At 47.3% G+C, this 19357-nt stretch carries 20 protein-coding genes, 1 pseudogene and 1 riboswitch; of the genes and pseudogenes, 6 read left to right on the forward strand and 15 right to left on the reverse strand.

The features are described from left to right. Positions 1 to 46: 46 nt before the first annotated feature. The 8 genes and pseudogenes from FA954_RS14130 to FA954_RS10350 all read right to left on the reverse strand — a co-directional run bounded on the left by FA954_RS14130 (position 47) and on the right by FA954_RS10350 (position 5571). The gene (locus FA954_RS14130; RefSeq protein ID WP_138615078.1) at positions 47 to 550 is read right to left on the reverse strand and encodes a condensation domain-containing protein; all 504 of its coding nucleotides are present in this window, start codon (positions 548 to 550) and stop codon (positions 47 to 49) included. Further along, complete coding sequence (locus tag FA954_RS10315) at positions 547 to 801, reverse strand: hypothetical protein (RefSeq protein WP_138615079.1); 255 nt, start codon at positions 799 to 801, stop codon at positions 547 to 549. The genes FA954_RS14130 and FA954_RS10315 overlap by 4 nt, the downstream gene beginning before the upstream one ends. Next, positions 798 to 1910 (reverse strand): condensation domain-containing protein, encoded by a 1113-nt coding sequence (locus FA954_RS10320; RefSeq protein ID WP_244932703.1) that lies wholly within the window; start codon positions 1908 to 1910, stop codon positions 798 to 800. The genes FA954_RS10315 and FA954_RS10320 overlap by 4 nt, the downstream gene beginning before the upstream one ends. 37 nt (positions 1911 to 1947) lie before the next feature. Next, positions 1948 to 2550, reverse strand: a complete 603-nt coding sequence (locus FA954_RS10325) for an AMP-binding enzyme (RefSeq protein WP_175413202.1) — start codon at positions 2548 to 2550, stop codon at positions 1948 to 1950. Positions 2551 to 2578: 28 nt separating this feature from the next. Beyond that, a pseudogene (locus FA954_RS14135) lies at positions 2579 to 3384 on the reverse strand (AMP-binding protein). Next, positions 3323 to 3586, reverse strand: coding sequence for an OapA N-terminal domain-containing protein (locus FA954_RS10340; RefSeq protein WP_138615083.1), 264 nt, complete (start codon positions 3584 to 3586; stop codon positions 3323 to 3325). The pseudogene FA954_RS14135 and the gene FA954_RS10340 overlap by 62 nt, the downstream one beginning before the upstream one ends. A gap of 341 nt (positions 3587 to 3927) precedes the next feature. Further along, positions 3928 to 4146, reverse strand: coding sequence for a helix-turn-helix domain-containing protein (locus FA954_RS10345; RefSeq protein ID WP_037993760.1), 219 nt, complete (start codon positions 4144 to 4146; stop codon positions 3928 to 3930). Between the two features lie 228 nt (positions 4147 to 4374). Continuing rightward, on the reverse strand, positions 4375 to 5571 hold the full coding sequence (locus FA954_RS10350; RefSeq protein ID WP_138615084.1) for a M24 family metallopeptidase: 1197 nt from the start codon (positions 5569 to 5571) through the stop codon (positions 4375 to 4377). Positions 5572 to 5735: 164 nt separating this feature from the next. On the opposite strand from FA954_RS10350, the gene FA954_RS10355 reads away from it, so the two are divergent. The 6 genes from FA954_RS10355 (at position 5736) to FA954_RS10380 (ending at position 11721) form a co-directional block, all read left to right on the forward strand. Further along, a complete protein-coding gene (locus tag FA954_RS10355; RefSeq protein ID WP_170151205.1) occupies positions 5736 to 7313 on the forward strand; it encodes an alkaline phosphatase family protein in 1578 nt (525 codons plus the stop codon). A 72-nt stretch (positions 7314 to 7385) separates the two neighbouring features. Beyond that, a complete protein-coding gene (locus FA954_RS10360; RefSeq protein ID WP_037993323.1) occupies positions 7386 to 8096 on the forward strand; it encodes a hypothetical protein in 711 nt (236 codons plus the stop codon). A gap of 85 nt (positions 8097 to 8181) precedes the next feature. Further along, positions 8182 to 8499 carry a winged helix-turn-helix transcriptional regulator gene (locus tag FA954_RS10365; protein WP_037993325.1) on the forward strand — a complete coding sequence of 106 codons (318 nt, stop codon included), beginning with the start codon at positions 8182 to 8184 and terminating at the stop codon, positions 8497 to 8499. A gap of 46 nt (positions 8500 to 8545) precedes the next feature. Further along, positions 8546 to 8797, forward strand: coding sequence for a hypothetical protein (locus FA954_RS10370; RefSeq protein WP_037993328.1), 252 nt, complete (start codon positions 8546 to 8548; stop codon positions 8795 to 8797). 218 nt (positions 8798 to 9015) lie between these two features. Continuing rightward, positions 9016 to 10548: a fumarate hydratase gene (locus FA954_RS10375; RefSeq protein ID WP_138615218.1), complete on the forward strand. Its 1533-nt coding sequence runs from the start codon at positions 9016 to 9018 to the stop codon at positions 10546 to 10548. 261 nt (positions 10549 to 10809) lie between these two features. After that, complete coding sequence (locus FA954_RS10380) at positions 10810 to 11721, forward strand: DUF1002 domain-containing protein (RefSeq protein ID WP_062842887.1); 912 nt, start codon at positions 10810 to 10812, stop codon at positions 11719 to 11721. A 47-nt stretch (positions 11722 to 11768) separates the two neighbouring features. On the opposite strand, the gene sdhB is transcribed toward FA954_RS10380, so the two are convergent. The 7 genes from sdhB to FA954_RS10415 all read right to left on the reverse strand — a co-directional run bounded on the left by sdhB (position 11769) and on the right by FA954_RS10415 (position 19292). After that, the gene (gene sdhB, locus FA954_RS10385) at positions 11769 to 12521 is read right to left on the reverse strand and encodes a succinate dehydrogenase iron-sulfur subunit (RefSeq protein ID WP_037993331.1); all 753 of its coding nucleotides are present in this window, start codon (positions 12519 to 12521) and stop codon (positions 11769 to 11771) included. Beyond that, a complete protein-coding gene (gene sdhA / locus FA954_RS10390; RefSeq protein ID WP_037993332.1) occupies positions 12518 to 14278 on the reverse strand; it encodes a succinate dehydrogenase flavoprotein subunit in 1761 nt (586 codons plus the stop codon). The genes sdhB and sdhA overlap by 4 nt, the downstream gene beginning before the upstream one ends. A 16-nt stretch (positions 14279 to 14294) precedes the next feature. Next, positions 14295 to 14945, reverse strand: a complete 651-nt coding sequence (locus FA954_RS10395; RefSeq protein ID WP_037993334.1) for a succinate dehydrogenase cytochrome b558 subunit — start codon at positions 14943 to 14945, stop codon at positions 14295 to 14297. A gap of 144 nt (positions 14946 to 15089) precedes the next feature. Continuing rightward, entirely contained in the window at positions 15090 to 16154 is a 1065-nt protein-coding gene (gene metX / locus FA954_RS10400) for a homoserine O-acetyltransferase MetX (RefSeq protein ID WP_037993336.1), read from the reverse strand. 93 nt (positions 16155 to 16247) lie between these two features. Further along, a riboswitch (SAM riboswitch) is annotated at positions 16248 to 16355 on the reverse strand. Between the two features lie 42 nt (positions 16356 to 16397). Next, positions 16398 to 17411: an ABC transporter ATP-binding protein gene (locus FA954_RS10405; RefSeq protein WP_049719810.1), complete on the reverse strand. Its 1014-nt coding sequence runs from the start codon at positions 17409 to 17411 to the stop codon at positions 16398 to 16400. 23 nt (positions 17412 to 17434) lie between these two features. Continuing rightward, on the reverse strand, positions 17435 to 18358 hold the full coding sequence (locus tag FA954_RS10410; RefSeq protein WP_062842886.1) for an ABC transporter permease: 924 nt from the start codon (positions 18356 to 18358) through the stop codon (positions 17435 to 17437). 1 nt (position 18359) lies between these two features. Then, positions 18360 to 19292: an ABC transporter permease gene (locus FA954_RS10415; RefSeq protein WP_156473311.1), complete on the reverse strand. Its 933-nt coding sequence runs from the start codon at positions 19290 to 19292 to the stop codon at positions 18360 to 18362. Between the last annotated feature and the right edge of the window lie 65 nt (positions 19293 to 19357).

A 19357-nucleotide genomic window follows, 5' to 3' on the forward strand; every position in this document is an offset into this window, starting at 1 on the left:
GAGGTATGCTGATTTTCATTTTGTACCAACATACCTCAATATACAATCACGCTTGGGGGAGTGGAAACTTTGCAATTTCCCAATCTCTCGCATGAGCCACGTGCTCGGTTAAAACTTTGAAATATTCGAGAATCCGGATCATTTTACTCTTTTCGAAATATTGGTCCAGATAAGAAATCATCAATTTCAACGGCTGATCTGGGATGACAATTGCTTTAAGCGGAATGTCCGAATCCGGCACAAAAATGGGATTCGTTAATTTCCCAGAGCGAAATCCTTCCAAAAGTATTTCATTCTGTTGGACATTTTCAAATACGAGACAGTTATTGAGCAACTTTTTCTCCTGACCCAATTTATTCCATACAATAATTTGCCCCAAGGGAATGTGTTGATTTTGAAGAATGTCAAAATGTTTTCCTTGCTGTTTTTTAATCCAATCAAAGAAATTTCCCCTTTGAGCAACATTCATTCGAAAAGGCAACATATTGACAAATCGGCCAACAATTTGGTCGGACCGATCCAAAGAAGCTGGCCTTCCCGAATAGATCATGCCAAACAGTACGGGGACAGGTCAAATACCTGTTCAAATGTTCCATGCGTATCCAGCAAACGTTCCAATCGTTCTTCCGTTAGTGTGGCCAACGGAAAATCTGATACAGCCAACCCCTTTTTTTCCTGCATCTCATGGCAAAGCACTTTTAATTGTGCGATCAAATAATCCACAAGCGCTTGAATCCGTTCTGTTCGATGGATATTTTGATTGTAACTCCAAACAACCCTCAATTTTCCCTGCACGATCATCGCATTGACATCCAACAAATACATACGGGGTGAACTTGGCGCCCATGCATATTCCCGTGCGGTTCCAGTATAGACTCAGATAAGAAAGTTTCTCGATTCACATTCTCAAAATGCCCTAAATAGTTAAAGCTGATTTCCGCATGATGCTTTCTCTTTAATTCCTTACCATAAGAAGTTAAATACTTCAGTACTCCAAAACCAAATCCCTTATTAGGAACAGAACGCAATTGTTCCCTTATTTTTTTCAATACCGCCAAGGGCATTTGACCAGGATCGGCTTCCAACAGGATGGGGTAAACTGTGGTGAACCACCCAACCGTTCTAGATAAATCAAATTTGCCAACCAACTGCTCTTCACGGCCATGCCCTTCAAGATCGATAAGCACCTTTGATTGCCCGGTCCATTCGGAAATCGTCAGGAATAAAGCGGCCAATAGCAATTCATTCATCTGGACCCGATTTGAATGAATGGTTTGAATGAGCCAATCCGTTTCATTTTGATCCAATTCGACATCAAGATGTTGCACCGAACGAACCAAATTGGATTGGTCCTTCCAGTCGACAGGAAGTGCCGGAACTTCTGTGTCCAATTGTTCTCTCCAATAAGCCAATTCTGTCAACAGCGACTCTTCCTTCGCATATTGGTAAAGGGCTTGTGCCCATTCTTGGTATGAAGTGGTTTTCTCCGGCAATGCTGGGGTCTGTCCAGTCTCCAATCCACAAACAAGCATTTCTAAATCCTCAAGAAGGATTCTCCAGGAGACCCCATCCATGACCAAGTGATGTACTACGATCAGCAGACGGGATGATCCACCGCTTCCGTGATCGAAATAAACTGCCCTTATTAGGGGACCTTCCGAAAGATTCAGCTGCTTTCTCTGCGTTCTTTCCCCGATTTCTTCAACTTTTTTCAATCTCTGCTCTTCTGAAAACTTGGATACATCCACATATTCAACAATTTGGTGCAACTCCTTTGGCGCATTGCTTTGCTTCCATCCCCCCTCTTCCTTGTGGAACCGAAGCCTAAGAGCGTCATGATGTTCGAGCAGCTTCTTGAATGCCGTCGTTAACACGCTCATTTTCAATGGCTTCAATACTTTGTTTAGCACCGATTGGTTCCAATGGTGCGGCTCGGGGATTGAACGCTCAAAAAAACCGGTGTTGAATCGGAATGAACATGACTTCCCCGGACACTGCTTCTTGTTGCGCCTTGACCCGGGAAGTGCTTCCCATGATTTTAACCAGCTCAGATACCGTCTGGTATTGGAAGAATTGTCCTGGAGTAAGGTGAAGATTGGATCGTTTGGCGAGCGAAACCGCTTGGATAATCATAATCGAATCTCCACCCAACGCAAAAAAGTTGTCATGTATTCCCACTTGATCGACACCGATCACTTTTTGCCAAACTTCGCATAAGATCCTTTCTTCAGGTGTGCTAGGGGGGACAAAATTCGCATTCGCGGCCAATTTGTTCTCTTCGGGTGACGGTAAAGCCCTGTAGTCGATCTTTCCGTTAGTGGTTAACGGCACCTTCTCCAATTTCGTGAAAGTGGCTGGTACCATGTAATCTGGCAAACATTGTTTCAAAAAGCTCCTTAATTCCTGCAATTCCAGGTTCCGTCCCACTTTTGGCACAAAATATGCGGCTAAACGTTTTTCCTCCTGGTTGCCATCATCAATCCCTATCACAACGGCTTCCTGAATGGATGGATGCAGACACAATGCCGCTTCAATTTCACCAAGCTCCACACGGTGCCCCCGCACCTTCACCTGATGATCATTTCTTCCTATATACTCGAGTGACCCATCTTCCTGAAATCTTACCAAAACGGTCACCCGGTTTGTTGGAATAAGGATGGGGAACAAAACGTTCATTGGTCAATTTTGGATCATTAAGATAACCGCGCGCCAGTCCAGCTCCCCCTATATAAAGTTCCCCCGTGGCGCCGAATGGCACTATTCTCAATTTTTCATCTAAAACGAACACCTGTGTATTGGCAATGGGATAGCCAATGGATGGAAGCCGTTTCTCCCGGATGCAACAGACTGTCGCATCAACTGTACATTCGGTCGGACCATATAAATTATAAAAAACGGTTTTCTCATCATTGTGTAGTTGCCGCCACATATCGGGACGTATGGCCTCTCCCCCCACCAAAACATAGTTGGGACGTTCCTCCAATTCCAAAAATCCGGCTTGAATCCACACTGCCAACTGTGAGGGCGTACAATCAATCACATTCACTTTGTATTCCCGCAAATACTGAAACAATCTCTCCGTTTCAAATCGAATTTCGGGGACAAAAGGTGCAAAGTATGGCCATCGAGCATCTGGATTATTTGTTTCACCGAAGTGTCAAATACAAACGGACCATTCAACGCAACTTGCAAAGAGTCGTGTGCATCTTGATAAATCTTCTCCCGTAACGCTTCCAACAGGTTCACTACAGAACGATGCTCAATTAAAACTCCCTTTGGTTTCCCTGTTGTGCCAGAGGTATAAATAATATAAGCCAAGTTTTCAGGACCTGCTAATGGTGTCGGATTTTCCCTCGACTCCTTTTTTATTTCCTTCCAATACATAGGTCTTTTGGTCTGGCTTGAGGAATGTTTTGGAATTTTCCGTGCGCAACGCTTCGATTTCGACCGGTTTGGGATCCGGTGCAGCCAATGCCTGGTAAACCCAGTCTGGCCACAAGGTGAGGATCAGGGTGAGAATGACGGCCAGAAAGACCATTCTGCGATGAGGCAAGTAACGCCCGGAATAGAAGAACTGCAAACTCATCCCTCTTTCCTTCAAAGAATCGCCTTTCTTTTGTAACAATATTTTCGGATTTACGAAATAAATTTACCTCTTCCTCTGAACAATTGCAAGATGGTTTCGATTACATTTATATTGCAAAATTTATATTTTAAATAAATATTCCTTATAAATGGGTAATTTTACTTTAGATATAAAATATAGTATTTATTCGATTGTATTTATTGGAAAATATCAGTGATCCTTCCTACTCATCCTTATCATAAATCAGCATTTTTATCTGTCTTGAGGGGAAAAAGGGGCTTGAATCCCCCTTCCATACAACAAAAACCCCTGCCACATGCATGCAGGCAGGGATCATCCCATTAAATTTTCAATTCGCCCAACCGGACCAACTCGACGACAGCTTGGGAACGCCCTTTTACATTTAACTTTTGCATCACATTGCTGATGTGGTTACGAACGGTTTTTTCGCTGATAAACAGTTGTTGGGCGATTTCTTTGGTTGTCTTGTCTTGCACCAAAAGCTCAAACACTTCCCTCTCCCGGTTGGTCAACAAGGAGTTGCCTCTTCGGTTACTCAAATGATGCCACCCTTCCTTGCTCGAGCACTTGATTTACAAGGGTCAGGGACCAGTCAAGTTATATTATGTCGGGGCTCCGCTAATGGTGAGTATTTATCGGTTATTTAGGCGCGTATCCTGTTATTTTCGAAGCGCTGCGTCACTTTTCTCCATCATCATATTCAACATCCCCTGTAACGGTTCCGGAAACTTCGGAAGGAAGGGATGAAAAACGGGAGAGTAAAAATTTTATTCCGGAATGTAGATGATTTCTTCCGGGGCGGTGGTCAACGATTCCAATCCGTTTTTTGTCACCAGGTATGTGTTTTCAATTCCGACGACCCCGCGGCCCGGGAAGGTAAACTTCGGTTCAATGGCGATCACCATTCCTTCTTGCAACGGCTGGTCAAATCCCCTTGCCAAAACGGGAAGCTCGTCCATTTCCAGACCGACGCCATGCCCCAGGAACTTGGCCTGATCCGGCCCGTACCCCATGAAATGCTCCGCCAATCCGGCTTCCTTTGCCATTTCCAGCGAACGGAGATACAATGACTTCCAGGAAACCCCGGGTTTTCCCATCTCTTCGGCTTCTCTGATGATGGAAACGGCCACCTTGTAAGCCTGCTTTAAATCGTCATCCAAATCTCCGATCACTGCCAGCCGCGTTTGGTCAATCAGATAACCTTCCACTGTTGTGGCAATGTCCACCAGAATCGGTTCATTGGCTTTAATCGGTTTGGCACTCGCCCCTTGCGGACTGGCCAGTTGCGCACCCAATCCGCCGGCAGGTCCGTCAAAATAAGTGGGCGTGGCCGCAGCGGAACCGGAAGCCACCATTCCCAGGCAAAGTTCCTGGTTATACCCCCGCATCCGGAACAATCCGATGCTTCCTTTTAACCGCAAGGTGTATTCAATTTCTGCCGACAGTTCCAATTCGGTTTTGCCTTCCCGGATCAAACGGGGAAGGGATTCCACGATTTCTTTGACATGGGAGGCCGCCTGGCGCATTTGCCGGAGTTCATATTCGGACTTGACCGCTCTTTGGAGCCTTAAATCAAAGGAGATGTCCACCGGTTCGGCCCCGGGAAACAAACCGATATATCTTTGGGCGAGGCCGTAAGGAAGTACATCCCATTCCAGCCCCAACCGTTTGACCGGCCCGAAGGCCGATTCGATTTTCCCGCCCAACTCGCGTAATCTTCCCAAAGGTTGCACAGGAAGAACCGTCTCAAATTCGGCTCGGGTTACACTTTTTTTTACATAAAAACAGGGTTCTCCTTTTTGTGGCACATACAAGACCCCGTTTTGCATCGTCCCGGTCAAGTAATAAAGATCGATGTTCTGGGTGATCAAAGCACCGTCTGTTTCCTTCTCTTGAAGCATGGATTGAAAACGGGCAATCCGTTCCCTGATTTCCGTTTCCGGCACTTTTGAAAGCGTATGCATTTTTGCGCGATCCCCTTTCTGACTTACGCCTGAAATGTTAAAATCCTCACTCTTTTAAGGTACAATGTTTTTTTCCCCACCGTCAAACCCGGGCATAATTGCCCCGAGTCCGAGCCAAACTACTTGCAAACAACCAAGAGAAAGGAAACCACGGAATGATCCTCATGGGAATAATCCTCATTGCACTTTTCATTGTCATCCTGGCTGTCGGATCGGGGCTTTCCGGTTCCAAAGAGCGTCGTAAGCAACAGCAGGAAATGCAATCCTTGAAATATTCCCCGGCGCAAAAGCCGGTGGTTTTGATCATCATTGATTCTTTGATGCACATTCCATTGAAAGAAGTGCTGGATTTTGGCAAAGCACCGGCAATGAAATATTTGGTGGAAAACGGGCAATATCATCCCAAGGTGGTGACCAGCTTTCCAACCATGTCCGTGAGCATCGACACAACCTTGCTCACGGGAGCAACCCCCAATGAACATCATATTTACGGCCTGGTTTATTTTCACAAAAAAGAAAACCGCATCGTCAACTTTGGCACGGGTTTCAAAGAAACGTTTATTTTCGGCTTGAAAACCGTGTTGCAAGACAGCCTCTTGAATCTGAACCAAAAATACATCAGCCAAAAGGTGAAAACCATTCATGAAGAAACGGACTTGCCCACCGCATCCATCAACGGATTGATTTACCGGGGTAATTATCAAAGAACGTTGTTTCCTCCTTTGTTGGCGCGATGGACCGCCCTTTTGCCCAGTCGCATTCAGACCAAAGCCCCGTTTCTTTTTTCATTTGGTGCCATGTCCAAAATCTCGAAGTCTGGTAAATATGATTCGCTTTGGAGACGTTTCGGGTTTAATGACTCCTTTTCGCGAAAGGAACTGGCTTCGCTTATTAAAAAGGGCAATTTGCCGGCGTTTACCATTGCCTATTTCCCCACCAATGACGATGCGGTTCATCGGGAAGGCCCGTCGCAAATCAAGGGGATTGAAAAAGCGGACAAAGAACTGCAAAAGGTTTTGGATGCCTTCGGTTCCTGGGAAGAAGCCATCCGGCAAGTCACTTGGATTGTCATGGGCGACAGCGGACAAACCCCGATTCTTCCCAATCATCAAGCCGCTTACATCGATTTGCGAAAACTTCTCAGTGACTACAAAATCATGCCCATCCGGCAAAAAACGCCGCGAAAAGAAGACCAACTGGTGTTATGCGTCAATGAACGGATGGCTTACATTTATTTAACAGACCCTGATCTTAAGATGAACGAAGTGGTTCAGGCATTGAAAAAGGAACCCAAACTGGACCTGATTGCCTGGCAAGAAAAAGATTGGATTCACGTCATCAGCGGTAATGTCCCGGAAGCCCGTTGCCGGTTTCAAAAAGAAGGCCCGTATGCGGACGAATACGGCCAAACCTGGAAGCTGGAGGGAGACCTGTCCGTCCTGGACCTGAAACCGGATGAATCAAACCGGATCCGCTACGGCATTTTTCCTGATGTGTTATTCCGTTTATCCGGTGTCATGAATACTTGGGACCGGGTGATCATAGTCACTGCTTCGCCGGGATATGAGTTGACGGGGGAAGGCTCTCCGACACATAAAGGCGGATCTCACGGTTCCCTGCATTATCTGGATTCGGAAGTGCCCATGATTATTTGCGGGACAAACTCCAAGCCCGAAACGCTGCGCTTTATCGACATCAAAGACTGGATCCTTCAATTAATCTCGAAAGAAACAAATCTCTGATTGGTTGGAATGAGTCAAGCCCGGTATCGCATAAAAGTAACTGTAAAATAAAAATATCGGGGAGAAACCAATATGAGCCGCGTGGCGAATCCGGACAAAACCTTGATGAATTTGGATGAGCGGTGTCCGACACTGCCTCCGAAATGTTTATTTGTTTTGGAACTGGAGCAAGATGAGTATTTTCCCCATCTGTCTCCATCCGAAGTTCCTTTGTTGATTGACCAGGCCATTCAAAAAGGAATCCTTGCATCCGGCAAATGGGCGGAACAAAAACAATCGCTCAAGGATATGATCAATCTGCTCATAAGACAAGGAATCACCGTGCGCTTTTTGGACCGGCATCCGGAAAAACCCGCCATTCGCGCCGAATATAACAAGAAAACCAAAACCATCCGCATTTACCGCAAATCCATGCATCAAATCCAGCGGTTCTTCGAAGAACTCAACATCCCGGTAACGGAAGAAGATCTTTTCTTGCTGCATTTATACCATGAATGGTTTCATCACTTGGAAGAAACCAAAATCGGGCGGACCGATGATGAATTGCCCCGTGTTACCATCAAGCAGAAAGGCCCTTTCGCCATTCGCAAACGATTGAGCCGGTTGCGGGAAATCGCCGCCCATGCGTTTGTCCAACAAGTGTTTGACCTCAACTGGTCCCCTCTGTTACTGGATTATTTGCTTTATTTCAAAGAAAAAGGATGGAGCTTTGGGCAAATCCGCGAATCTTTCCAAAAAGAAAAAGAAAGAATTCAATCGGTTTATCATTTGGGCGGCACATAGATTGGTCGACAAGACCAATCTATTTTCTTGAGAAAGGTGCCAACATCCGGATCATTTGCTAAGATAATAAGAGAGGTGAAAAGCTATGGACCGCTGTATTTGTCCGAAATTTGAAATGGCTGTTGAAATTATTTCCAAAAAATGGACAGGCCTTATCATTCGTGTTTTGATTGAAAAAACAAGCCGCTTTCGGGATATTCGCGAGCAAATTCCTTTGATGAGCGAGCGGATGCTTGCCGAACGATTGAAAGAACTTGAGGCCAAAGGATTGGTGGAACGGAGAGTTTATGCGGAAACGCCGGTGCGGATCGAGTATGCTTTGACCGAGAAAGGAAAAGCACTCACCCCTGTCATTGACGCCATTCAAAAATGGGCGGACGAATGGATCGACTGTGACGAATAATTTTTAAAAAAGCAGGGGACATTAATGGCACCGGAGGTGTCCAACGATGTCATTTCCATATCGATGTCCGGCTTGCGGCACAAACCGGAGTCGTTTTAATATCATTGAACAAGTGGTGCATTCCGTCAAAAAGGATCGGCTGACCGGTGAAATCATTGAGACCGTGCCGGAAGACGATCCTTTTCAAATTCGGTACCGCGGCGAAAAATACCGTGTCCAATGCGGTGTCTGCGGAATGATTGACAAAGAAGAACGGTTTGTCAAATCAGCGCAAAACGCATTGGACCCGGCAAACTGAATTTGCTGTTTACAAATGCCGAAGGGACTTCCCCTCGGCTTTATTTATGGAGAAAAACCCTCTCTTTTTATCATGCTGAGAAATGTTTTAAATATCGTTATAATAGATATTGAATAGAAGATTCTGTTCTTATGCCTTATGATTCTGCGCTTTGTTCTCACAGCGCTTTCATCATTCAGATCATGCGTTACCAATTCATAAAAGAAGAAGGGGTTTACATGCAAGCGTTCAAAGAGTCCATATTACAACTGATCACCGAAACATCCACCAATCTTCCGGCAGATGTGCGCAAAGCCATTAAAAAATCCAGAGAACTGGAAAATGCGGGGACGCGTTCCGCTTTGGCTTTATCCACCATTTGCGACAACATTCAAATGGCTGAAGAAAACGTTTCCCCGATTTGCCAGGACACCGGCATGCCGACTTTTAAAATCAAAGTTCCCGTCGGCGCCAATCAGATTGAAATGAGCAAAGCCATCCGGGTAGCGATTGTCGAAGCCACGCAAAAAGGGATTTTGCGTCCGAACTCCGTGGACTCCCTCACCGGGGAAAACAGCGGAAACAACCTGGGAGAAGGCGTTCCGGTCATTCACTATGAACAATGGGAAAAAGACGAAGTGGAAGTACGCCTGATATTAAAAGGCGGCGGCTGCGAAAACAAGAATATTCAATATAGTTTGCCTTGTGAATTGGAAGGCTTGGGACGGGCCGGACGCGATTTGGACGGAATCCGCAAGTGTATTTTGCATTCGGTTTACCAAGCCCAAGGGCAAGGATGCAGTGCTGGCTTTATCGGCGTCGGGATTGGCGGCGACCGGACCACCGGCTATGAATTGGCCAAAAAACAATTGTTCCGTCATTTGGATGACACCAACCCGAATCCAAAACTGGCTGAATTGGAAGAATATATTCTCGAAAAAGCCAACACGTTGTCCATCGGAACCATGGGCTTCGGCGGAGAGGTGACTTTATTGGGCTGTAAAATCGGCGCCATGCACCGGATTCCTGCCAGCTTTTATGTATCGGTCGCATATAACTGTTGGGCTTTCCGTCGCCAGGGTGTCACCATCGATCCCAAAACCGGAAAAATCACCCGCTGGCTGTACCAATCCGATGAAAAAGTGGATCTCCAAGTGAAAGAAGAAAACCATGCCGTTTCTTCTGAAAACACACGCACCGTGGAACTTCACACCCCGATCACCGAAGAACAAGTCCGTCAGCTGAAAGTGGGGGACATCGTCATCATCAACGGTCCGATCTACACCGGCCGTGACGCCATCCACAAACACTTGATGGATCACGACGCTCCGGTCGATTTAAACGGCAGCGTCATTTACCACTGCGGTCCGGTCATGCTCAAAGATCAGGACGGCAACTGGCATGTCAAAGCCGCCGGCCCCACCACCAGCATCCGCGAAGAACCGTATCAAGGGGATATCATCAAGAAATTCGGCATTCGCGCCATCATCGGAAAAGGCGGCATGGGCAAGAAAACCTTGCAAGCCTTAAAAGAACACGGGGCGGTTTACCTCAACGCCATCGGCGGAGCGGCCCAATATTATGCCGACTGCATCACCAGCGTGGACGGCGTCGACTTTATGGAATTTGGCGTTCCGGAAGCAATGTGGCATCTCCAGGTGAAAGGCTTTGCCGCCATCGTCACCATGGATGCCCATGGCAACAGTTTGCATGAAGACGTGGATAAAACTTCTCTGGAAAAACTGGCTGAACTGAAAGATCCGATCTTTTAACCGGATGTATGACACAGGAAGCGTTTGCCGTTTGAAAATATGTCCGTCCTGCCGGCAAACGCTTCTTCCCAATCCTGCATTATTTTTCTGATTTTTCAGAAAAATAAATGATAAATTTTGATTTCCTGCCTGCTTTTTACTGTTCACAGAATCCACGGAACAAGTTAAAATAAGCTTGAGCCACTTTACCTCAATGGAAAATGAAGGAAACATCTGGATTGTCACATGTTTCTTTTCATGAAAAGGGGGATTTCATTACGGATGAAAAATATTAAATTGTGGAGCATCCTTGCCCTTGTGGCAATGACGGCTTTCTCCTTGATTGTACCGCAACCGGCTTCCGCCGATGCCATTAAAGGAGAAACCGTCGTCACCTTGGGGAAAGATTTGACCGGAACCCAACGTGATCAAATTTTGAAAGAAATGGGTGTCAGTGAAAGCGCGGATACTGTCACCATCATTGATGTAACCAACGAAGAAGAACATCAATACCTTGGAAAATATTTGGGGGCGGATGTCATCGGACGCCGGGCCATCTCCTCGGCAAAAATTGTACTTACTTCTTCCGGGGAAGGTATCTCGGTGAAAACCAACAAAATCACCACCATTACCCCCAGCATGTATGCCAATGCTGCCATTACAGCCGGAATCAAAGATGCGGACATTTATGTCACCGCTCCGTTTGAAGTTTCCGGCACCGCAGGTTTGACCGGGATTATCAAAGCTTTTGAAGCAGCAACCGGAGAAAAAATTGATGAAAATAAAAAACAAGTGGCTAACGAAGAAATTGTCCGGACGCAAGAGCTCTCCCAAGAGATCGGCGATCCCAACAAAGCTGTTCAATTCATCAACGAAGTGAAAAAGCAAGTCTCTGAAGAAAAACCAAAAACTCCGGAAGAATTCCGGGATATCATTATCAACGTTTCCAATGATTTTGATATCAACTTGAATCAGCAAACCATCAACAATCTGGTTCAATACGCCCAAAACTTCGATAAATTGGGCATCGACTGGGATCAATTGAGCCAGCAATTTGAAAGCTTGCGTGGAGATATCAAAGACATTTTAAACTCGGAAACCACGCAAGGAATCATCGACACCATTTTTGAATGGTTGGGCAATCTCTTTAAAGCAATTGGTGAATTCTTCACCTCTGCCTCTTCACGGCAATAATTTTTAAAAAAAGAACCGCTGGAATCTTTCCAGCGGTTCTTTTTTGTTTAAATGGACAACCACTTTTTAAACAAATATTTTGTCGCATCGCGGTTTGATTTGGCAATCGCTGTTGTCAGCGGGATGCCTTTCGGACAAGCTTGCACGCAGTTTTGCGAGTTTCCGCACTCTTGCAAGCCGCCTTTGTCCAAGAGGGCTTCGAGACGTTCTTCCTTGTTCATGGCCCCTGTCGGATGTGAGTTAAATAATTGCACTTGTCCCACCACAAAGGGTCCCATGAAATCCGATTGGCTGTTAACATTCGGGCAGGCTTCCAGACAAACCCCGCAGGTCATGCATTTTGACAATTCATAACGCCATTGCTGTTCATTTTCGCTCATCCGCGGTCCCGGACCGAGATCGTGAGTTCCGTCAATCGGAATCCATGCTTTCACCTTTTTCAAGGCATTAAACATCCGGCTGCGGTCCACAATCAAGTCCCGAATCACCGGGAATGTTTTCATCGGTTGAACCCGGATGGGTTGCTCCAATTTGTCAATGAGTGCGGTACAAGCTTGGCGTGGCTTTCCGTTAATTACCATCGAACAAGCTCCGCACACTTCCTCCAGACAGTTGGACTCCCATTGAACCGGAGAAACGGCTTTTCCTTCGCTGTTTACAGGATTTCGTTGGATTTCCATCAATGCGGAAATGATATTCATGTTTTTGCGATAAGGAATTTTAAACTCTTCTTCATAAGGTTTATCATCAGGTCCGTCTTGGCGTGTTATGATGAGGTGCACTGTTTTTTGTTCACTCATTTTTTCGCACCTCCTTTATCCACATCATAACGACGCGGGCGAGGCTTAATCAAAGAAACATCAACCGGTTCATATTCAAACACAGGGCCTTCCGGTGTAAATTTCGCTTTGGTGGTTTTCAACCATTCTTCGTCGTTCCGGTCGGGGAATTCCGGTTTATAATGGGCACCGCGGCTCTCATTCCGGTTGTAAGCACCCAGCGTGATCACACGGGCCAATTGCAACATGTTCCACAAATGGCGGGTGAACGGTCCGGCCTGGTTGCTCCATTTGCTGGTATCCACCATATTGATGTTTTGATAACGTTCCATCAGCTCCTGGATTTTCTCGTCGGTTTTCTTCAGACGGTCATTGTACCGGACTACCGTGACATTATCCGTCATCCATTCACCCAACTCTTTGTGCAAGAGATAGGCATTTTCATTGCCGCTGTCCATTTTCAGGATGCTTTCATATTTTTCTTCTTCCGCTTTGCGTTGCGATTCGAACTGATCCACGGACATGTCTTCAACGCTGTGATTCAGTCCGCGCACATACTCAATGGCTTTCGGCCCGGCCACCATTCCACCATAGATACTGGAGAGCAAGGAGTTCGCCCCCAGGCGGTTGGCTCCGTGATATTGGTAATCACACTCTCCGGCGGCAAACAGTCCGGGAATATTGGTCATTTGATCAAAATCAACCCACAAGCCTCCCATGGAGTAGTGTACGGCAGGGAAAATTTTCATGGGGACTTTTCTCGGGTCTTCTCCGACGAATTTTTCGTAGATCTCAATGATTCCACCGAGTTTGATATCCAATTCGTGCGGATCTTTGTGAGACAGATCCAGGTAAACCATGTTTTCGCCGTTGATTCCCAATTTCATATCAACACAAACTTTAAAAATGGCGCGTGTTGCGATATCCCTCGGAACCAGGTTTCCGTATGCGGGATACCATTCTTCCAGGAAATACCACGGCTTCCCGTCTTTATAGGTCCAGACGCGTCCGCCTTCACCCCTTGCCGATTCCGACATCAAACGCAACTTGTCATCTCCCGGAATGGCCGTGGGATGAATTTGAATAAATTCACCGTTGGCATAATAAGCCCCTTGTTGATACACCGCACTGGCAGCCGTTCCGGTATTGATCATCGAGTTGGTCGATTTCCCGAAGATGATTCCCGGGCCACCGGTTGCCAGGATCACTGCATCGGCCAAGAAAGTGACAAATTCGCTGCTCCTCAGGTTTTGGGCGACAATCCCCCGGCAACGCCCTTCATCATCTTGAACAATCCGGACAAATTCCCAATGCTCGAATTTGGTGACTTTCCCTTCCACCTCAAACCGGCGGACTTGCTCATCCAGCGCATAAAGCAACTGTTGTCCGGTGGTGGCTCCGGCATATGCCGTCCGGTGATGTTTGGTCCCCCCGAACCGGCGGAAATCGATCAATCCTTCCGGGGTCCGGTTAAACGGGACACCCATGCGATCCATCATATAAATAATTCCCGGGGCTGCTTCACACATTGCTTTTACCGGCGGCTGGTTGGCCAAGAAGTCTCCGCCGTAAACCGTGTCGTCAAAATGTTCCCACGGGGAATCTCCTTCACCCTTGGTATTGACAGCACCGTTGATACCGCCTTGTGCACATACAGAGTGAGAGCGTTTCACAGGAACAAGCGAAAAGAGTTGTACATCGGCACCGGCTTCAGCCGCTTTGATGGTTGCCATCAAACCAGCCAAACCACCGCCCACAACGATTATTTTTTCATTCATTGGCAAGTGCTCCCTTCTAATGCTGTGCCAATTGTTGAATAAATTCAGGTCTGGCAAACGCGAATAGTGCTGAAATTCCCAAATAAGAAACAATCACAAAAACTGCGCTCCACACCCATGTGGAAACAAGCTGGGCACGCGGTCCCACCGTCACACCCCAGCTGACAAGGAATGCCCACATTCCATTGCTGAAATGGAAAACGGCGCAAAGGACCCCGATGATATACAGAGCGAAAACAACCGGATTTTGCATAATGTCTGCCATGAGCTGAGCCAATTGTTCAGACGTCATGTCATACAAAGCAACCTTTACCCTGGTTTCCCACACATGCCAGATGACATAAACCAATGTCACAACACCGGTTACCCGTTGCAAAACGAACATCCAGTTACGGAATGTACCAAAGTTTCCCACGTTGTTTTTCGCCTGGAACACAATGTACAATCCGTAAATGCCGTGATATAAGAGAGGCAGAAAAATAAAGAAAATTTCAAGTACAAGCAAAAACGGTAAACCCCAAAGCCATTCGACTTTTTCCACAAACGCATCTGCCCCTCGTGTGGCGTAGTAGTTGGTGAATAAATGCTCAACTAAAAAAAAGCCCACCGGTATTACGCCCAACAACGAGTGAATCCGACGGTTGAAAAAGCTGCGTTGTGTGCTCATCATTTGCCTCCAATCTAGGACATAATCGCAATCAGTGAATGAATTGAAAAGTCTATCAATAATTTTTAAGAAAATAGAAAAGGGTTTCAACTCGCTATATATTTTACTCCCATATTGTTTCCGCCGTCAAGGAACGGTCAAATTTTATCCTCCGTTTAAAAACCGGTGAATCTGCGGACCGAACCGGTTGAACTCGACAAGGAAAGCATCATGCCCGTAATCGGAAGAAAACTCATGATAAACAGACTTGACCCCTTTTTTCAGACAAATTTGGTGGAAATCGCGCTGTTGCCAGACGGGAAAATAAATGTCTTCCTCGATTCCGATGTTCAAAACTTCGGCATGAATTTTCTTAACCGCTTCTTCCACGCCGCCCCGTCCGCGTCCCAAATCATGATGATCCATGGCATCGAGAAACCTGAGATACGTATTGGCATCAAACCGGTTGACCAGCTTGCGGCCTTGATAATGCAAATAACTGTCCACCATTTCCCGCGCATTTTCCGGATTCTGCCGGGAAAAACGTTCTTCAAACAAAAGATCTGTACGGTATGTCACCATTCCGATCATCCGGGCAATGGACAATCCCCGAACCGGACCTTTTGACGGGTAATAATTCCCTCCCTGCCAATCCGGATCACTGACAATCGCTCTGCGCCCGATCGTGTTATAAGCCATGGACATGGCCGACAGCGAGGCGGCGGTTGCAATCGGGATGCACTTTTCCATGAAATCCGGGTACATCACGGCAAACTCCAAAGTCAGCATCCCGCCCATCGATCCGCCGATCACTGCTTTCAAACGATGGACGCCCAGCTTCAAAAGCGCTTCATATTGCGCCCGCACCATGTCGCGAATGGTCACCTTTGGAAACCGGCTTCCATATGGTTTTCCGGTGCGCGGGTCCGTCGAAGCCGGGCCGGTGCTTCCTCCGCATCCTCCGAGCACATTCATCGTGATCACGGTGTATTCGGTCAAGTCAATATATTTGCCCGTGCCAATCAGTCCGTCCCACCATCCCGGATCCGACTCATCTCCCACTGCATGGGCATCCCCGGTCAATGCATGGCAAACCAAAATGACCTGGTCTGATCCGATCCGGCCCACTTTCTCATAAGCCAGCGTCACTTCCGGCAAAATTTCCCCGCATTCCAATTCAAAAGGTCCGATCGACACCGTATCTTTTATCTTGACCAACTGTAAAGTCATTTTTCATTCCCCCAAAAGCTCCTGGATAAAAAGATGAAGCCCTCTCCTTGAGCGAAGAGGGCTTCACGATCCGTCGCACGTTCCGTCAACCTCTTCTCATCTCTCAGGAATCAAATCCTGCAGGAATTGGCACCATCCGCTAATAACTAGCGAGGTTGCCGGGTTTCATCGGGCCAGTCCCTCCACCACTCTGGATAAGAAGCAGTTTCTTATATGGTTTTCCAATCAATTATAGAGATAATTCTATAAATTGTCAACCATCTTGGAAAAATCCGCCGGCGGCGCCTGGGGGTCTTCCAACCAACAGCGCACTTGATGCGTATGGGTGACCGGAGTGACTTCCGGCATTTCTTCAAAACAGATATTCATCGCATGGGAGCAGCGATCCGCAAACGGACATCCCCGGGGAGGAAGGAACAAATCCGGAGGGGATCCGGGAACCGGCCGGAGTGCTTGTTCTTTGGACCGATCCAACCGGGGCATGGATTGAATGAGTCCCCAGGTGTAAGGATGATGCGGTTGATGGAATATTTCCCGCACGGTTCCGGTCTCCACGATCTGTCCCCCGTACATCACCGCAACCCGGTCCGCCGTTTCCGCAACAATCCCCAAATCATGCGTAATCAGCAAAATGGAGGTGCCGGTCTGTTGTTGGATGCTTTTCATCAAATCCAATATTTGCGCCTGAATGGTGACATCCAACGCCGTGGTCGGTTCATCGGCAATCAATATTTCCGGAGAACAGGACAGGGCGATGGCAATCATGACCCGCTGCCGCATCCCGCCGCTGAATTCGTGCGGATATTGCTTCATTCTTCTTTCCGGATGGGAAATCCCCACCCATTCCAAAATCTCCAAGGCTTTTTGACAGGCTTCACGATAACCGCACTGCTCATGCCAGCGAATGCCTTCCATGAGCTGATACCCGATGGTCATGGTTGGATTCAACGAGGTCATCGGATCCTGAAAAATCATTGCAATCCGGGAGCCGCGAATCTGATACCATTCTTCCTCCGGCAAATTCGTCAATTCCTTCGGCCCCAAAAAGATTTTTCCCTGTTTGATCCTTCCGGGAGGAGACGGGATCAGCCGCATGATGGATAAGGCCGTCACGCTTTTTCCGCTTCCGGATTCACCGACGATGGCCAGCGTTTCTTTTTGATTTAACGAAAAACTCACGCCCCTGACGGCCTGCACTTCCCCTCCGGGAATCCGGAAAGATACATGGAGATCCTCGACTTTCAAGATGGTTTCCAACTCAAACCCTCCTTTGTCCTTTGCTACTTCCTCATTTTCGGATCAAGGGCATCACGCAAACCGTCTCCGAAAACATTAAAAGCCAGCATGGTCAAACAAAGAAACACTGCCGGGAACAAAAGGCGCCACCATTCTCCGGACAGAATCGTGATGAGCGAGTCATCAATCATCGTCCCCCAGCTGGCAACGGGAGATTGGACCCCCAAACCGAGGAAACTCAAAAATGCTTCTGAAAAAATGGCAGAAGGAACCGTTAAGGTCAACATGATGATGATGGGGCCGAGCGCATTGGGGATCAGATGCTTAAAAAGCAGTCTCGGCGTTCTTGCCCCCAGGGTTTTGGCGGCAAGCACAAATTCCTGCTCCTTCAACTGTAAAATCTGCCCCCGCACCAGACGCGCCATATTGAGCCAGCCGGTCACCGTCAATGCAATAATGATGGTTGTCACACCCGGCGGCATCACCACCATCAATAAAATCACCGTCAACAGATGTGGCAGTCCCCATAAAACATCCACCACCCGCATCATGATTTCATCCGTGCGTCCCCCGCGATAACCGGCAATTCCTCCGTAAATCACACCGATCACCAAATCAATGAGTGCCGCGGCCAAGCCGATGGTGAGGGAGATTTTTCCTCCTTCACACACCCGCACAAACACATCCCGTCCCAAATCATCGGTTCCAAACCAGTGTTCTTTGGAAGGAGGAAGGTTCCGCCCGTGTTCCAAATCCTGTTGGTGAACATCATAAGGGGAAACGACCGGACCGATGACTGCAATCAGTGCAATCAGCAAGATGGCGGCCAGTCCGGTGATGGCCAGATAATTTTTACGGAGCCGCCCCCATACATCCTGCCAATAAGTTTGGGTGGGACGACGGATTTTTTCGATGGACGCCGGATGGCGCCGGGCAGGTTGAAACCGGGGATTCACTGATGGTTGCATGTCATTTCCCCTCCTTTTTGCCCAGTTGGATACGCGGATCAATCAGTCCGTAGGCCAAATCCACAAGAAAATTGATTCCCACCAGCAAAACGGAATAAAACAACGTAACCCCCATGATCAACGGATAATCGCGATTATGAATGCTTTCCACAAAATATTTGCCGATCCCCGGAATGGAAAAGATATTTTCAATCACAAAACTTCCCGTCAAAATGCCGACCGCAAGAGGACCAATCACGGTCACCACGGGCAAAATGGCATTTCGGATCGTGTGGCGGGAAATCACATAAACGGGTGGCAATCCCTTGGCCCGGGCCGTGCGTATATAATCTTGCGTCAACACTTCCACCATGCTGGAGCGCATCAACCTCGTAATGGTGGCAAGCGGCAAAGCCGCCAGTGCCAGTGTCGGCATGATCGTCGAGGCAAACCCTTCCCAGGTGGCCACCGGCAACAGTTCCCACTCCACGGCAAGATACTTTTGCAATAAAGGCCCCAACACAAAACTCGGGATGGAAATGCCGAGCACAGCAAGCACCATAGCAAAATAGTCTGCCGTCCGGTTCTGTTTGAGTGCGGCAACAACCCCCAGCAACAAACCGGCAATGATTGCGCAAACCAATGCCTGGATTCCCAATTGGAAGGATACCGGAAACCCTTCTTGGATCATGTCATTGACTGAACGGGTTTCAAATTTGATGGAAGGGCCCAAATCCAATTGCAATAATCGCTTCATATAGTTCAAATATTGAACCGGAATGGGGTCATCCAACTGGTAATGGGCGCGCAAATTGGCCAATACCTGCTCCGGCAGTTTCTTTTCATCCGAAAACGGATCTCCGGGAATTGCTTTCATCATAAAAAAGGTAACCGTTGCAATCACCCATAGCGTAATGATCATCTGGATGAAGCGCTGAAGGATGTATTTCAGCAATCCTCTCCCCCCCAACCTGCATAAAACTGAAACATTTTCATCTCTTTTTCAATTGCTATTTTTCG

This window comes from Thermoactinomyces vulgaris, assembly GCF_005886755.1.
Lineage (GTDB): Bacteria > Bacillota > Bacilli > Thermoactinomycetales > Thermoactinomycetaceae > Thermoactinomyces > Thermoactinomyces vulgaris.

Excerpts from the sequence above, each read along its gene's own strand:
- FA954_RS14130 (WP_138615078.1), bottom strand. The coding sequence starts at position 550 with ATGATCTATTCGGGAAGGCCAGCTTCTTTGGATCGGTCCGACCAAATT.
- FA954_RS10315 (WP_138615079.1), bottom strand. The coding sequence starts at position 801 with ATGATCGTGCAGGGAAAATTGAGGGTTGTTTGGAGTTACAATCAAAAT.
- FA954_RS10340 (WP_138615083.1), bottom strand. The coding sequence starts at position 3,586 with ATGAGTTTGCAGTTCTTCTATTCCGGGCGTTACTTGCCTCATCGCAGA.
- FA954_RS10350 (WP_138615084.1), bottom strand. The coding sequence starts at position 5,571 with ATGCATACGCTTTCAAAAGTGCCGGAAACGGAAATCAGGGAACGGATT.
- FA954_RS10355 (WP_170151205.1), top strand. The coding sequence starts at position 5,736 with ATGGGAATAATCCTCATTGCACTTTTCATTGTCATCCTGGCTGTCGGA.
- FA954_RS10360 (WP_037993323.1), top strand. The coding sequence starts at position 7,386 with ATGAGCCGCGTGGCGAATCCGGACAAAACCTTGATGAATTTGGATGAG.
- FA954_RS10365 (WP_037993325.1), top strand. The coding sequence starts at position 8,182 with ATGGACCGCTGTATTTGTCCGAAATTTGAAATGGCTGTTGAAATTATT.
- FA954_RS10370 (WP_037993328.1), top strand. The coding sequence starts at position 8,546 with ATGTCATTTCCATATCGATGTCCGGCTTGCGGCACAAACCGGAGTCGT.
- FA954_RS10375 (WP_138615218.1), top strand. The coding sequence starts at position 9,016 with ATGCAAGCGTTCAAAGAGTCCATATTACAACTGATCACCGAAACATCC.
- FA954_RS10380 (WP_062842887.1), top strand. The coding sequence starts at position 10,810 with ATGAAAAATATTAAATTGTGGAGCATCCTTGCCCTTGTGGCAATGACG.
- sdhB (WP_037993331.1), bottom strand. The coding sequence starts at position 12,521 with ATGAGTGAACAAAAAACAGTGCACCTCATCATAACACGCCAAGACGGA.
- sdhA (WP_037993332.1), bottom strand. The coding sequence starts at position 14,278 with ATGAATGAAAAAATAATCGTTGTGGGCGGTGGTTTGGCTGGTTTGATG.
- FA954_RS10395 (WP_037993334.1), bottom strand. The coding sequence starts at position 14,945 with ATGAGCACACAACGCAGCTTTTTCAACCGTCGGATTCACTCGTTGTTG.
- metX (WP_037993336.1), bottom strand. The coding sequence starts at position 16,154 with ATGACTTTACAGTTGGTCAAGATAAAAGATACGGTGTCGATCGGACCT.
- FA954_RS10410 (WP_062842886.1), bottom strand. The coding sequence starts at position 18,358 with ATGCAACCATCAGTGAATCCCCGGTTTCAACCTGCCCGGCGCCATCCG.